Source organism: Paenibacillus sp. RC73 (assembly GCF_044908085.1).
GTDB lineage: Bacteria > Bacillota > Bacilli > Paenibacillales > Paenibacillaceae > Paenibacillus > Paenibacillus terrae_A.
Window position 1 is genome coordinate 45,408 of sequence record NZ_JBIYCV010000010.1, and the last position, 15,010, is coordinate 60,417.

Genomic DNA, 15,010 nt, shown 5'->3' on the forward strand with positions numbered 1-15,010 from the left:
ATTTCATCATGTCTAAATTCAAACGGATTCACTTGGTTGTTATGGACTCTGTGGGGATCGGCGAAGCGCCGGATGCTGCCCAGTTTGATGATTACGATGTAGATACACTGGGTCATATTGCCCGCGAACGCGGCGGTCTGAACATGCCGAATATGGGTAAGCTCGGTCTGTCCAATATTCGTTCTATTGAAGGGGTGCAAGCCGCTGAGCAACCTTTGGCGTATTACACCAAAATGCAGGAAGCGTCCAACGGTAAGGATACAATGACCGGACACTGGGAAATCATGGGCTTGAATATTGCGGTTCCTTTCCGCGTATTCCCTGATGGTTTTCCGGATGAGCTGATTCAGCGCATTGAGGAGCATACGGGCCGCAAAGTCATCGGCAACAAGCCTGCCAGCGGAACGGAAATCATTGACGAGCTGGGCGAGGAACATGTGAAAACAGGAGCGCTCATCATCTATACATCGGCGGATTCGGTGCTGCAAATTGCGGCGCATGAGGAAGTTGTACCTTTGAAGGAGCTTTATGAGATTTGCGAGTTCTGTCGTAAAATCACGCTGGAAGACCCGTACATGCTGGGCCGGATTATTGCGCGTCCGTTCGTAGGAGAGGCTGGGAACTTCTCCCGCACCTCCAATCGCCATGATTATGCGCTCAAGCCGTTTGGTCGTACCACAATGAACGAGTTGAAGGATGCAGGTCTGGATGTGATCGCATTGGGTAAAATCTCCGACATTTATGACGGCGAGGGTGTTACGAAAGCAGTGCGCACCGTGTCTAATATGGACGGTATGGATAAGCTGGTGACTACGCTGGATGAAGATTTTACCGGGTTAAGCTTCTTGAATCTGGTCGACTTTGATGCCGTATATGGTCATCGCCGTGATCCGCAGGGATATGGTCAGGCTTTGGACGATTATGATGCCCGTCTGCCGGAGGTATTCGCTAAAATGACGGATGAAGATCTGCTGATTATCACCGCAGACCACGGGAATGACCCGACGTATCGGGGAACGGATCATACACGTGAATATGTGCCTCTGTTGGTGTACTCCCCACGTTTTGCAGCTGGAGGCAAGGAGCTTGCGGTACGTAAAACGTTTGCGGATATCGGAGCGACGGTAGCGGATAACTTTGGTGTGAAGCTGCCTGAACACGGAACGAGCTTTTTGGCAGAGCTTCAATAATCGGAATTAGAATCAGGATTAAGCTCGGACAAATGGGACGGAGGAATAAAAAACATGAGTGTACACATTGGAGCCAAACCAGGAGAGATTGCAGAAACGATTCTGCTGCCTGGAGACCCGTTGCGGGCGAAATTTATTGCTGAAACGTATCTGGAAGACGTGACCTGCTACAACGAGGTACGCGGAATGCTCGGATTTACGGGAACGTATCAGGGCAAACGCCTGTCTGTACAGGGAACCGGAATGGGACTGCCGTCCATCAGTATTTATGTCAATGAGCTCATTAGTGAGTACGGTGTGAAAAACTTGTTCCGCGTAGGTACATGTGGCGGGATGAAGGAGCATGTACACGTTCGTGACGTTATTTTGGCACAGGCTTCTTGCACGGATTCCGGCATGAACCGCCATATTTTTGGCGGCTACGACTATTCGCCGATTGCCAGCTTCCCTTTATTAAAGGGCGCTTATGATCGCGGTGTTGCCAAGGGCTTAAAAATGCATGTCGGTAACGTGTTCAGCTCGGACAGCTTTTATCGTGATGACAAATCAATTACACAAAAGCTGATGGAATACGGCGTACTGGGTGTCGAGATGGAGACTTCGGCATTGTACACGCTGGCAGCCAAATTTGGCGTAAACGCGTTGACGATTCTGACGGTAAGCGATCATTTGCTGACGGGTGAAGAAACGACAGCGGAAGAACGGCAAACGACCTTTAAAGAAATGATGGAAGTTGCCCTGGATACAGCAATATCCCTGTAAACGATCATACGCACAGTGAGGAGAAATGACATATGAGAATGGTAGACTTGATCGAGAAAAAGCGTGATGGAAAAGAACTGACCACCGAGGAAATAAATTTTATTATCCAGGGCTACACGCAGGGGGAAATTCCTGACTATCAGGTGAGTGCGTTAGCGATGTCCATTTTCTTCAAAGATATGACCGAGCGCGAACGCGCGGATCTGACGATGGCAATGGTTCATTCAGGTGACACAATTGATCTGTCCGCGATTGAAGGCGTGAAGGTCGATAAGCATTCTACTGGCGGTGTGGGTGATACGACAACGCTGGTGCTGGCTCCGCTCGTAGCGGCTTTGGATATTCCGGTAGCGAAAATGTCAGGTCGCGGCCTTGGACATACCGGAGGAACGATTGATAAGTTGGAGGCTATTGCAGGCTTCCACGTAGAAATCAGTAAGGACGAATTCGTGGATCTGGTCAATCGCAGCAAAATTGCGGTCATTGGACAAAGCGGCAACCTGACACCTGCGGACAAAAAGCTGTATGCGCTGCGTGATGTTACCGCTACGGTAAACTCGATTCCGCTGATTGCCAGCTCGATTATGAGTAAAAAAATCGCTGCCGGTTCTGATGCCATCGTACTCGATGTGAAGACAGGTGCAGGTGCGTTCATGAAAACCGTCGATGATGCCAAAGAACTGGCACACGCGATGGTAAGCATCGGTAACAACGTCGGCCGCAAAACGATGGCTGTCATTTCCGATATGAGTCAGCCGCTGGGTCTTGCCATTGGTAACTCGCTGGAAGTCAAAGAAGCGATTGATACACTTCGCGGTCAAGGACCAAAGGATCTGGAAGAGCTGTGTATGTCCTTGGGCAGTCAGATGGTATTTTTGGCTGGCAAAGCCAATTCCCTCGAAGACGCCGAAGAGAAGCTCAAAGAAGTCATTCGCAACGGCAAAGCGCTGGAGAAATTCAAAGAGTTTATTGCAAACCAGGGCGGTGACGCTTCGGTTGTGGATCATCCAGAACGCTTGCCACAAGCACAGTATCTTATTGAAGTACCTGCGAAGCAGGATGGTGTGGTCGCTGAAATCGTGGCTGACGAAATCGGTACGGCTGCGATGCTGCTTGGAGCAGGACGCGCAACCAAAGAATCCGAGATTGATCTGGCTGTCGGCCTGATGCTGAACAAAAAGGTCGGCGATGCTGTAAAAGTGGGCGATTCACTGGTTACCATTCATGCCAACCGTGAAGATGTAGCCCAAGTGCTGGAGAAAATTTACGCGAACATCCGCATTGCGGATCACGCCGAAGCTCCCGTACTGATCTACGGAACGGTGACAGAGTAAGCGTTAAGCCGTACTCATAAGGTTGTAATAGATATCGTGGTTATCGAGCCGGAGACCCTCAGTTAGAGGGCTTCCGGCTTTTGTAGCTCCCGCTTTGGTTAACCAAACAACAAGGAATTTCAATGATGAAAAGAAAGGATGAGCGGAGCTATTTTAAGCCGAAAGGAAAAAATGCTATTGTCAATGTCCAGTGAGGGTACTATACTGAACCTACAAACTGACGACCGTTCGTAAGGTTATTGGAGGAAGAACATGACACTGCAGAAAATTAAAGCGGCTGGCTTGCAGCAATTTGCGAGAAAGGGATACGATGCGGCCTCCCTGCAACTGATTGCTGATGAGGTAGGGATTAAGAAGCAGTCGATTTATGCTCATTTTAAAAGCAAGGACGATTTATTTTTGGATATATTTGCGGATGCGGTGGATCAGGAGATTTTGGAGCTGGATCGTTATTTTCAAGATCAATCCGAACAGTCCCTTGAAGCTGTCCTGCGAGGGTTAATCATTGAATTTAAGGAACGCTATGAGAGCGCCATGAATTTGCGTTTGATCCTGTATGTCGGCTTTCTAATTCCGTCTACGCTGGAAGCCCAGGTTCAGGCCCTGGTCACACGCTATGTAGAGCATAAAACCAGCTTGGTATATGAGCGGCTGGCAGCCGAAACATCGGTTAAGCTTCGTGTTCCAGCTCGATCCGCTGCAACAGCTTATATGAATTTGATCGAAGGCATGCTGGTAGAGCTGGTGTATAACGGTACCGCCGATTTTGATCCGCGTCTGGAAAGCTCTTGGGATATTTACTGGCATGGCTTGATTCAGGCCTGAGCATCCAGGCATTTGAGTCAACATAATTTTATTGGGGGAAGAGAAGTGTGTCTGTGAAGGAAAGCTTTTGGTCCAGAAACTTTATACTTTTGATGATTTCCAATGCTATATTATTCATGGCATTCGAAATGCTTTTGCCGACGCTGCCGCTGTTTGTGGAAAGTCTTGGTGGTAGTCCGTCACAGATCGGCCTGGTGACAGGTGTGTTTGTGTGCTCAGCGATATTCATTCGTCCATTTTCTGGTAAGCTGATCCAGCTTATGGACAGGAAGTATGTTCTCATTATCGGGGTGGCGATTTGTATACTTGCCACGGGCAGCTACATGTTTTCCACCAGTTTGCTGCTGTTGCTGGTGTTCCGGCTGGTGCATGGCTTTGGATTTGGTATTGCTAGTACTCTATATGCGACTTCTGCCTCGGATGAATTGCCTTCTCATCGTATGGGAGAAGGAATGGGCTATTTTGGCGTAGGTGAGACGGTAGCGATCTCCGTGGGGCCGTTGATTGGCATATGGATGCTGCATGCAGCGGGCTTTAACGGACTGTTTTCCATGGGCGCTGTCATTATGCTGCTAGCTCTTGCTATGATCGTATTGGCTCGTCGCCATTCTGTTCAACCGACGAGTGCAGATACAACGAAGGAAAAAACGAAGGTTCCACTCAAATTATTTGAAAAAAAAGTGCTGCTGCAATCCTGTCTTGTACTGCTGGTCGGCGTAGTGGCAGGTGGAGTGATGTCTTTCGTGGCCTTATTTGCCAAGGAGCAGGGATTTACCAACGTAGCATGGTTCTTCTTTACGGTGGCTATGGCAAGCTTCCTCGTCCGACTGGTGTCCGGTAAAATTTTTGATACCAAAGGCCCGGCTTATATCCTGATTCCCGCAGGGGTTGTGCTTATCGCCGCCATTATCATGGTGGCCTCATCGCGGACGGAATTGCAATTTTTGGTCGCTGCTGTGCTGTATGGCTTGAGCTTTGGAGCTATTTTCCCGGCTTTGCAGGCTTGGGCCATCAGTGTGGTCGGAGAAGATGAGCGAGAGGATGCCGTGGGTTCGTTTTATAATTTCTTCGATTTGGGCATCGGGGGAGGCTCTTTGATTTTGGGTATGGTTGCGGGATTAACCTCCTATAAAACGATGTATTTGTTCTCCACTCTCCTGATTGCGGCATATTTAATTATATTTGTGGTTTATAGTGTATTGGATAAGAAAAAGTCCCGTAACACGCTGAACGTATAAGCGCATAGATGCCTTGGATCAAGTTTGAAAAATATGACAGCCGGACTCATAATAGATATGAGTTCGGTTTTTTGTATAGTAAGGCAGAAGGGCATCATAGAGGGGGAGAGACATGTTCGAATTATACAGCGATGTCCGGGGAACGGCCTATGAACGGCTGATTGATTATGCTATGGAACGAGCGGACACTTTTATGCTAGGCGTACATGAATGGGAGACAGAGGACATGGGTATTGATTTCGACACGACTATCATGTTCAAGGAACTGTTACAGCAATTGAATCCATTTTTGCTGTCAACGCATTCCTATGAGGAGATGAGAGGAAAACATGCTGTAGCCTACACACAAGGAACGTTCTATCGATACCAATGCACGCCGGCGGCGGGGGAGCTGTTAAAGCGAGCGGCGTCCAGCTTGTTTTCCTGGATGCATCCGAAAGTACCTGAGGATTTGTGTTTCCAGAATGCCGAAGGAGAGGATTGGATCATCAACGTTGCTCACGAGCGAATAGGCAGACTGAACATGGGTAGAGAAGAGGTCGCTGCATTGGAGGAGCTTATCCCCGGTGTGTTCATTCACAAGCCTGAGCATCGGGATATAGATGCTTTTCTGAACGATGCCATTCGGCATCAGCCAGATCGGTTGGAGTTGATGGGGTTTGCTTTGACGGAGATACCGGAACGGATCAGAGAATTGTATTCTTTGCAGCATCTGACCATCTTCGAGCAGGATATACGATCATTACCTCCAGCTTTGTTCGAATTGGAATCCTTGGAGTCACTGACGATACAAGTAGCGGATCTGGAAGAGCTACCAGCCAACATTGCCAAGCTAACCCGACTCCAAAGCTTGAATATCGCTTGTGGGAGCTATGACCGTCCAGCACCGGATTACAAGGTGATTCCCAAGGATGAGTTGTCATTCCGGCATTTGCCGCCTGAGATAGGAGAGCTACAACAGTTGGAGTATTTGGATATACAATATAGCGGAATTCGTACACTGCCCCCTGAAATACAAAATCTGAAAAATCTGCGCTCCTTAAATGTTGTGAACGGATTGATTGAATCTGCCCCCGATTTTATATTCAAAATGACCTGGCTGGATCGTTTTCTTGTGGAAGATAAGCCGTTCCATCTGTGTAATCACGGCGACGACTAAATGGTATGGAAAATGGCTTATATCGTTTAGGATTCAACATATTTCTATAAAGGAGGAAATGAAATGGTAGATAAGTGGGTTTGGATGGGGGTCGCAGGGGCAATTGTGGGGTATGCCGCTTTTGCCAACTTATCGACGACTACGCATACTACATCAACGGCGAGTGTGGTGCACCCGGCTGCTCCGTTAAGTGTGCAGAATGAGCAAGGGGGCGTAACGAAGCGCATTGTACATGATCAGGAGATGCAATTTGAGGGGCCTGCTCATACGAACTTTACATTTGAAGAGGGACGGAAGCTGTATATCAGCATCAAGAATACAGGGAAGCAACCTATACGATATAAGCTTAAAAGCGCGGGTACGTCAGGCTTGTCAGGTCAGACAGATGGATTTTCCAGCCGAACGTTGCAGCCGGGAGAACGGCATGATCTGTTGTTGGTAAAGCCGGAGGAACAAAATGAAGCAACGAAGGATTCCACAACTGAGCTGATTTTGGATGTAAATACGGACGATGGCTCCAAAGGATCAGTGAAAACGTTCGCTTATATTACACTGTAAGCTCCTTCCATATGGGCACGACATGCGGTCATTAGCCTACTTATGTTACAATAGAACGGTTGAAGACTTAATGAACAGAATAGGTCAGAGCAGAAAGCAGAAGCAGAAAGGATGACCCGTTGTGCCCAAAAACCAAGAATACGGTAATCAGAAAATGTCACGGAGGCTGTCACTCACAGCCATTTTACTTACACTTACATTTGTAGCTCTCGCTGGCTGCGGCCAGGATAAGAATGCTGAAACCGTCGAGACCGGAAGCAATACAAGTGCGATAGAGCATGGAGCTGATGCGGATCGTAGTGGTTCAGCCCCAAATGAAAAAGTAGCGAAAGAGAGCGAGAGTGCGGAAAACAACGGAAATGAAGCGGAAAAGTCAAGTCCATCGGCCCCGGCTACTTCATCGGATGTTTCTTCCTCCCCAAAATCCGCCAATCCATCCCACAATCCTTTTGAGGTAGCAGGTATTCAGGACCCTAAGGCGTTTTTGAACACGTTCAAAGCGTTGCAGAAGGCTGTTGCCGACAATGACAAGGAAAAGGTGGCCAATTACATTTTCTATCCTCTGCGCGTCAACGACAGTGAAAAGGCACTAACAATTCCGAATAAGAAAGAGTTCATTGCCAAGTACGATCAGATTTTTACGGACGCAATTCGTGAAGCGTTGGTGAATCAAAAGACAGACGACTTGTTTGTCAATTATCAGGGAGTCATGGTTGGCTCAGGCGAGCTGTGGTTGAGAAGAGATACAAACAATCCGAAGCTTTTTGGAGTTTTTTCAGTCAATCTTGAAACGGTCGCCAATTAAGCAGTACCTCGTGTGTGAAAATAGCCTGTAAGCAGTCGGGAACATCCTGTTGTTCCTGACTTTTATCCCCTGAAGGAAGCGAAGCACAGATCATCCATCCCAAAAAAAGGTTTGACAACGCTCATAAACTCTCGTATTATATCTACATAACTCATTAAACAGGTAGGAATTAAAGAATTAAAGTATTAAAGTATGATCTCGCCATTGTGGCGGAGAACCTCTAGGAACAGCAGGCAGACACTGTCCAAGCGACAGGTTTGACCTATCAGGGCTGCATCAGGGAATTCTCCGCTCTTTTTTTTGGATACGTCTGTCAATAACAGGCGTAAATGAATTTGTTTTTATTAATTACATAGAATTAGGAGGGTTTTGATGAAAGGGAAATGGAAAAGTGGACTTATTCTCGGGCTATCTTTGGTTTTGACGTTGACGTTAAGTGCTTGCGGAGCAAGCAAAGGAGAAACACAGGCGAATGGCAGCTCTGCTGCGGGTTCCAAAGATGTGGAGCTGCTCAATGTTTCTTATGATCCGACCCGTGAGCTGTATGAGGCGTATAACAAGGCGTTTGCCGCTCACTGGGAGAAGGAGAAAGGGCAGAAGGTTACGATCAAGCAATCTCATGGAGGATCTGGTAAACAAAGCCGTTCTGTGCAGGACGGGCTGGATGCGGACGTAGTTACTCTGGCTCTGGGCTACGATATTGATGCGTTACAGGAAAAAGGGCTGATTAAAGAGGGATGGCAGGATAAATATGAGCATAATAGCTCTCCATACACTTCAACCATTGTGCTGTTGGTGCGTAAAGGTAATCCGAAAGGGATTAAAGACTGGGACGATCTGATCCGGGGTGATGTGCAGGTTATTACGCCGAACCCCAAGACGTCAGGTGGAGCCCGCTGGAACTACCTTGCGGCATGGGCCTATGCGCTCAAGAAAAACAATAACGATGAAGCTAAAGCCCAGCAGTTTGTACAGGAGCTGTACAAACATGTGCCGGTACTGGACAGCGGTGCGCGTGGAGCGACAACGACCTTTGTGGAGCGCGGAATTGGTGATGTACTGATCGCTTGGGAAAATGAAGCGCTGCTTTCCGTGAAGGAGCTGGGTACGGATAAATTCGATATCGTATACCCGTCGATCAGCATTTTGGCCGAGCCTCCGGTAGCGGTGGTCGATAAGGTTGTGGATAAAAAAGGTACACGAGAGGTAGCGGATGCGTACTTGAAATATTTGTACAGCGAAGAGGGGCAAACCATTGCTGCCGAGAACTATTATCGTCCAACGCTGGATAGCGTAAAGGCGAAGTTCAAGGATCAATTTCCCAAGCTGGAACTGGTGACCTTGAAGGATGTATTCGGAACGTGGAAGGAGACGCAGCAAAAGCATTTTAGCGACAAGGGCATCTTTGACCAAATTTATGTACCTGGAAGTTAATGGATTTCAGAGAGGGATGGACAGAACATGAGTCAAGTGCAAGTCACCCGAAAACGCGTACTTCCCGGGTTCGGGTTAACGATGGGATATAGTGTGCTGTACCTCAGTCTGGTGGTGCTGGTGCCTTTATCGGCGCTGCTTCTGAACTCAACCGGATTGACGTGGGAGAAGTTTTGGGATGTGGCGACTGACGTCAGGGTACTGGCTTCTTACAAGGTAAGCTTTTTGTGCGCTGCCGCTGCGGCGCTGATTGACCTGTTCCTCGGTTTTCTGATCGCCTGGGTGCTGGTGCGTTATGAATTTCCGGGAAAACGGATTTTTGATGCGGTGATTGATCTGCCCTTTGCATTGCCTACAGCGGTTGCGGGTGTTGCTTTGACAGCTCTATATGCGCAAAATGGCTGGATCGGCTCGTTGTTCGAACCGCTTGGCTGGAGGATGGCCTACTCGCAGACGGGTATTACGCTCGCGCTGATGTTTATCGGCATCCCGTTCGTCGTGCGGACGGTCCAGCCCGTGCTGGAGGAGCTGGACAAGGACGAGGAGGAGGTCGCCGCTACGCTGGGAGCGGGCAGATGGCGTACCTTTCGCAGCGTTATTGTGCCCGAGCTGATACCACCGCTGCTGACGGGCTTTGCGCTCGCCTTTGCCCGTGGCATCGGGGAGTATGGCTCAGTCGTCTTCATTTCCGGCAATATGCCGATGAAGACCGAGATCGCGCCGCTGCTCATTATGTCCAAGCTGGAGCAAAATGACTATGCCGGAGCTACGGCGGTAGCATTGATGCTGTTGGTCATTTCATTCCTGCTGCTGCTGGTGATTAACAGCATTCAGCGCTGGTCGCGGCGACGTACTGTCTAACGTTATCACGCAGGACAGTATGCGTTTGGTTCATACGATAGCGGTATATCCGCTGTTTAAGGAGGAAGAAACATCATGTCACAAGCGATAACCGGACAGGAGCTTACCCATGCATCTGTGCCTTCATCTGCACCGCCCAACAGGGTTACAACCGAAGCCCCTTGGGTGAAGTGGACGCTGATCGGTGCCGCTTTTCTGGCTTTGCTGTGGGTGCTGGTACTGCCGCTGATCGTCGTACTTACCGAAGCGCTCAAGCAGGGCTGGAGCGTATACGTTGAAGCGTTACGCGACCCGGACGCCATGTCGGCGCTGCGGCTGACGCTGTTGGTGGCGGCGATAACAGTACCGTTGAATACGGTATTTGGCGTAGCGGCGGCTTGGCTGATTACAAAGTTTCAATTTCGTGGTAAGGGCCTGCTGGTCACCCTGATTGATTTGCCCTTTGCCATCTCTCCTGTCGTCGGCGGATTGATGTATGTGTTGGTATTCGGCGCACAGGGCTGGCTTGGGCCGTGGCTGGACGAGCATGATATCAAAATTATTTTTGCCTTGCCGGGCATTATATTGGCGACGCTGTTCATCACGTTTCCTTTTGTAGCGCGGGAGCTGATTCCGCTAATGGAGGATCAGGGACACCAGGAGGAAGAAGCGGCGGTTACGCTGGGCGCACGCGGCTGGCGTATTTTCTGGAAGGTGACGCTGCCGAATATCAAATGGGGTCTGCTGTATGGCATTATTTTGTGTAATGCGAGAGCGATGGGTGAATTCGGGGCGGTGTCCGTGGTCTCGGGACATATCCGTGGAGAGACAAACACACTGCCGCTCCATGTGGAAATTTTGTATAACGAATATCAATTCTCGGCATCCTTTGCGGTGGCCTCGCTGCTGTTATTGTTGGCTCTCGCCACCTTAGTGCTTAAAAGCTGGTTTGGGCGCAAACGGGTTCATTAATGAAACGCAGGAACATGCTTGATTCCACAGGGTCTCTCTTCGCGTCTATCGTCGATGTTTGGCGATAAGATGGGAAGGGAGACCCTTGTTCTAAGATGACTTATATGGATAATAAAATGATCATATCAAGGCACGCAGCTGTGCCCAAGAGGAGCGAAGGGAATTATGAAACATCCGTTTCAGTCCTACCGTCAGCTATTTCCAGTGCTGTCCTCACATATTCATCTAGGGAGCTGCTCCCAAGGAGCCATATCAAGGCCAGTTTCTGCTGCAATCGAGGAATACCATCGAAGCTTGCTGCAACACGGGCATAATGGCGACTTGTCTATGGCACGGGTGGAGGAGGCCAGAGGACATTTTGCCAAACTGATCGGGGCGGAGCCTGACGAGATTGCGGTGCTGTCCTCAGCCTCCGAGGCGATTGCCAGGGTGGCAACTGCACTTCCTTATGTATCGGGAAAAGAAGGTATTGTGTACGCAGATACTGACTTCCCGACCGTAGGGCACATCTGGCAAGCGCAGGACCAATTCCGTGAGCACATTCGTTGTATCCCCTCCATGCATGGTGAGGTTACTTTGCAGCAGTACGAGAAACACATTACCGAAAACACTGCACTTGTTATGGTGTCCCATGTGAACTACACCAACGGATTTCAGCAGGATCTAAAATCTATGGCGGATGTGGCTCACCGAAATCAGGCGTTGCTGTTTGTAGATGCCTATCAGTCTGCGGGAATCATACCTATGGATGTAAAAGCGATGGGCGTGGATATTCTGGTGGCAGGAGCCCGCAAATATATGCTGGGGATTCCGGGAGTCGCTTTTCTTTATGTAAGCAACGATTGGATAGACCGCTTCAAGCCCAAACTTACCGGATGGCTCGGACAGGAAGCCGCTTCCCGGTTTGATATTACACGCTCGGTTCTGGCGGCAGGAGCCCGACGCTTTGAGACGGGATTGCCTTCATTCATTAGTATCTTTGCCGCCAATGCGGCCTTAAAGCTGCTGCTGGAAATCGGGGTCACGGACATTCAGGCGTATATGAGCGAATTGCTGGAATTTTCTATGGAGTATGGCCGCCGCAAAGGGTTAAGCATACGTTTGCCTTCCGGGGAAGGAGCTTTACCTGGCCTCATCGCTGTTGAGGTAGCCGATGCATCGGCGGTTGAGAGGCGCTTGAGAAGACAAAATATCATCGTTTCGGCACGGAAGGATGTGATCCGCGTGGCTCCGCATTTTTACAATACAGCAGAGGAAATCCGGCGGGTGATGGACGAGGTAGCGGCCATTTGATGAATCTAAAAAGCCTCTTCTGCGTAACGGGAGCGTAATGTTGTCCCTTTTACACAGGAGAGGCTTTTTTGGCATTTTCAATCTTGTTGATTATACAATCCGCTTGCGCAGCCAGCCGGAAATTAAATCCGTTAATATGATCAGGACCACAATGCCTAGCAAAATGACACCTACACGGTTCCAGTTGCGCATTTGGAGCGCAAACAGCAGCGGAGTACCGATACCGCCTGCCCCGACCAGACCGAGCGTGGTTGCGGAACGGATGTTAATTTCAAAACGGTAGAGCGAATACGAAAGGAACTGTGGAATCACTTGCGGCAGCACAGCGAAGAAAATCACCTGCAAACGGTTGGCACCACAGGCGATCAAGGCTTCCTGCGGCCCGTGATCGACGCTTTCGATCGTTTCTGAAAAAAGCTTCGCCAGCATGCCGATCGAGTGAATACCGAGGGCAAGCACACCCGCGAATGAGCCGGGTCCAACGGCCTTGATGAACAGGATCGCGACGATCATTTCAGGAAATACCCGAATGACGCTGAGTACAAATTTACCGCTGCCTGACAAGGGGCGTAACCGAGTCATGTTGCTGGATGCCCAGAAGGCAAACGGAAGACAGACAAATGCGGATACGAAGGTTCCGAGAACGGAGATAACCAGCGTATCCAGTAGCCCGCGCAGCAAGTCCTCTCCTTCAGGAATGTACACGAATGACCAGTCAGGATGAAGAAAGCCGTCCAGTATAGCGAGAGAGACGTTTTTGGCGGTTCCCTGCAATCCTTCGAACTGCATCCCACGGAAAGCCCAAATATAAATGATGATCAGCAGAATGGCTATCGCCCATAAACGCAGTCTGGAGCGAAGAGGTCTGCGAAGTGTGGAATCATTCATAATAGTTTCCTCCGTAGCATGTTACTGCCGTAATCAATCGCCAAAACGATGACGAGGGTCAGTAGAATGATGATGCTTGCCCGGTCATACCGGAACAGGCCAAGCGAACGGTCGAGCAGCAGGCCGATACCGCCCGCGCCGACCAGCCCCAGAACAGAGGCCGCACGTACATTGACCTCAAAGGTGTACAGCAAGTAGGACACAAAATAGGGCAATGCCTGCGGTACGACTCCGAAGGCAATCACCTGAATGCGGCTCGCGCCAACGGCGGTCATGGCTTCCAGCGGGCCGGGATCAATGGCTTCAATGGCCTCGAACGTCAGCTTCGCAATGATGCCGAAGGAGAAGAAGAGCAGGGCGAGCATCCCTGCGAACGGCCCGATGCCGAACACCGCCACAAAGATGGAGGCAAACAGCAGATCGGGAACGGTCCGCACGAGGTTCAGGATTGTGCGCATCGGCAGCGAGATCAGCTTGCGCGGCATGACATTGTAGGCGCACAGCAACGCAACAGGAATAGCCAGCAACGCACCCAGTGTCGTGCCGACAATGGCAATCTGGATGGTTTCCAGCATCGGCTTCCAGATGGTAGGCAGGTAACTCCAGTCAGGAGGAAACATTTCGCCCAGCAATTTGCCCATCTCCGGCAAGCCGACGATCAACTGGTAAGGCGTAGCATTCGTATGAATGGAGCATGCCACCAGCACCACAATAAAGATCATCCAGGTGGCGTAACGCTTGTAACGACCCGGCAGGGCTGGCCCTGCGGTCGGCTTTGATGGCTGCGGCGGTCCGGCTTGCGGTGACGGCGGCGTCGAAGAGAGCGGCTGGACAGTGGAGTCGGGCTTCATGATCCCACTCCCAGCAGCTCATCATGCTTGATGGCCCGGCCGTAGATTTCCGCAAAGGCATCATCCGTAGCTTCCTCCGGCGTGCCGTCAAAGACGACCTCTCCGGCACGCAATCCAATGATCCGCGTCGCATATTCGCGCGCCAGATCAATGAAATGCAGATTGACGATGGTCGTAATCTGCATTTCACGATTAATCCGATGGAGGTCGTCCATGACCTGGCGGGTGGTCAGCGGATCAAGCGATGCGACAGGCTCGTCCGCCAGAATAATCTTGGCCTCCTGCGCCAGAGCGCGGGCGATGGATACGCGCTGCTGTTGACCGCCGGACAGCTCATCGGCCCGGCTGTAGGCCTTTTCGCGGATGTTCACGCGTTCCAGTGCCGTTAGGGCCAGCTCGACATCCTCCTTCGGAAAGAGGCCAAGAATGGTTCTGAGCGTCGAATGATAGCCGACTCGGCCGGAAAGTACATTGCGGAGCACGGTGGACCGCTTAACCAGATTGAAGCTTTGAAAGATCATGCCGATATCGCGGCGAATGCGGCGCAGCTCGCTGCTTCCGGCAGACGTGACAGACCTGCCGCCCACGACAATGTCGCCGGAGGTAATGTCATGCAGTCGATTAATGGAACGCAGCAGAGTAGACTTGCCCGCACCGGACAAGCCAACAATGACGACCATTTCGCCCTCTTTAATTGTCAGATTAATATTGTTCAACCCTTTGGTGCCGTTCGGGTATGTTTTCGATACATTGCGGAATTCGATCATATGCTCCCAACTTTCTCCCCCCGATGGGGTGGAATGAAAACAACACCGCCATGAATACATGGACGGTGCTGCCCTGTCATTCGTAAAGCCTGTT

At 50.2% G+C, this 15,010-nt stretch carries 15 protein-coding genes; 12 read left to right on the plus strand and 3 right to left on the minus strand.

Annotation, left to right across the window (positions count from 1 at the left end; genetic code table 11):
• Positions 1–8: 8 nt before the first annotated feature.
• From deoB to ABH897_RS21520, 12 genes are all read left to right on the plus strand, one after another.
• On the plus strand, positions 9–1,190 hold the full coding sequence (gene deoB / locus ABH897_RS21465; RefSeq protein ID WP_404520750.1) for a phosphopentomutase: 1,182 nt from the start codon (positions 9–11) through the stop codon (positions 1,188–1,190).
• A gap of 54 nt (positions 1,191–1,244) precedes the next feature.
• On the plus strand, positions 1,245–1,952 hold the full coding sequence (deoD, locus tag ABH897_RS21470; RefSeq protein ID WP_025686143.1) for a purine-nucleoside phosphorylase: 708 nt from the start codon (positions 1,245–1,247) through the stop codon (positions 1,950–1,952).
• A 32-nt stretch (positions 1,953–1,984) separates the two neighbouring features.
• Entirely contained in the window at positions 1,985–3,286 is a 1,302-nt protein-coding gene (locus tag ABH897_RS21475; protein ID WP_283653382.1) for a pyrimidine-nucleoside phosphorylase, read from the plus strand.
• A 252-nt stretch (positions 3,287–3,538) separates the two neighbouring features.
• A complete protein-coding gene (locus ABH897_RS21480; RefSeq protein ID WP_283653381.1) occupies positions 3,539–4,111 on the plus strand; it encodes a TetR/AcrR family transcriptional regulator in 573 nt (190 codons plus the stop codon).
• A 47-nt stretch (positions 4,112–4,158) separates the two neighbouring features.
• Positions 4,159–5,349, plus strand: a complete 1,191-nt coding sequence (locus ABH897_RS21485) for an MFS transporter (protein ID WP_404592685.1) — start codon at positions 4,159–4,161, stop codon at positions 5,347–5,349.
• Positions 5,350–5,461: 112 nt separating this feature from the next.
• Entirely contained in the window at positions 5,462–6,508 is a 1,047-nt protein-coding gene (locus ABH897_RS21490) for a leucine-rich repeat domain-containing protein (protein WP_283657327.1), read from the plus strand.
• Positions 6,509–6,571: 63 nt separating this feature from the next.
• Positions 6,572–7,066, plus strand: coding sequence for a hypothetical protein (locus ABH897_RS21495; RefSeq protein ID WP_283653377.1), 495 nt, complete (start codon positions 6,572–6,574; stop codon positions 7,064–7,066).
• A gap of 121 nt (positions 7,067–7,187) precedes the next feature.
• Positions 7,188–7,871 (plus strand): hypothetical protein, encoded by a 684-nt coding sequence (locus ABH897_RS21500; RefSeq protein ID WP_283653376.1) that lies wholly within the window; start codon positions 7,188–7,190, stop codon positions 7,869–7,871.
• A 372-nt stretch (positions 7,872–8,243) separates the two neighbouring features.
• On the plus strand, positions 8,244–9,305 hold the full coding sequence (locus ABH897_RS21505) for a sulfate ABC transporter substrate-binding protein (RefSeq protein ID WP_404581205.1): 1,062 nt from the start codon (positions 8,244–8,246) through the stop codon (positions 9,303–9,305).
• 27 nt (positions 9,306–9,332) lie between these two features.
• Positions 9,333–10,166, plus strand: coding sequence for a sulfate ABC transporter permease subunit CysT (gene cysT / locus ABH897_RS21510; RefSeq protein ID WP_283653374.1), 834 nt, complete (start codon positions 9,333–9,335; stop codon positions 10,164–10,166).
• Positions 10,167–10,241: 75 nt separating this feature from the next.
• Positions 10,242–11,117 (plus strand): sulfate ABC transporter permease subunit CysW, encoded by an 876-nt coding sequence (gene cysW / locus ABH897_RS21515; protein WP_283653373.1) that lies wholly within the window; start codon positions 10,242–10,244, stop codon positions 11,115–11,117.
• Between the two features lie 165 nt (positions 11,118–11,282).
• Positions 11,283–12,410, plus strand: a complete 1,128-nt coding sequence (locus ABH897_RS21520) for an aminotransferase class V-fold PLP-dependent enzyme (RefSeq protein WP_404581206.1) — start codon at positions 11,283–11,285, stop codon at positions 12,408–12,410.
• Positions 12,411–12,500: 90 nt separating this feature from the next.
• Here the strand turns inward: ABH897_RS21520 and phnE (ABH897_RS21525) are convergent, their stop codons facing one another.
• Genes phnE (ABH897_RS21525) through phnC form a run of 3 tightly spaced genes read right to left on the minus strand, consistent with a single transcriptional unit; the run spans position 12,501 to position 14,916 of the window.
• Complete coding sequence (gene phnE / locus ABH897_RS21525; RefSeq protein ID WP_283653371.1) at positions 12,501–13,298, minus strand: phosphonate ABC transporter, permease protein PhnE; 798 nt, start codon at positions 13,296–13,298, stop codon at positions 12,501–12,503.
• Positions 13,295–14,149, minus strand: a complete 855-nt coding sequence (gene phnE, locus ABH897_RS21530) for a phosphonate ABC transporter, permease protein PhnE (protein WP_283653370.1) — start codon at positions 14,147–14,149, stop codon at positions 13,295–13,297. Before phnE (ABH897_RS21530) ends, phnE (ABH897_RS21525) begins: the two co-directional genes overlap by 4 nt.
• A complete protein-coding gene (gene phnC / locus ABH897_RS21535) occupies positions 14,146–14,916 on the minus strand; it encodes a phosphonate ABC transporter ATP-binding protein (protein WP_404592686.1) in 771 nt (256 codons plus the stop codon). Before phnC ends, phnE (ABH897_RS21530) begins: the two co-directional genes overlap by 4 nt.
• Positions 14,917–15,010 lie beyond the last annotated feature (94 nt).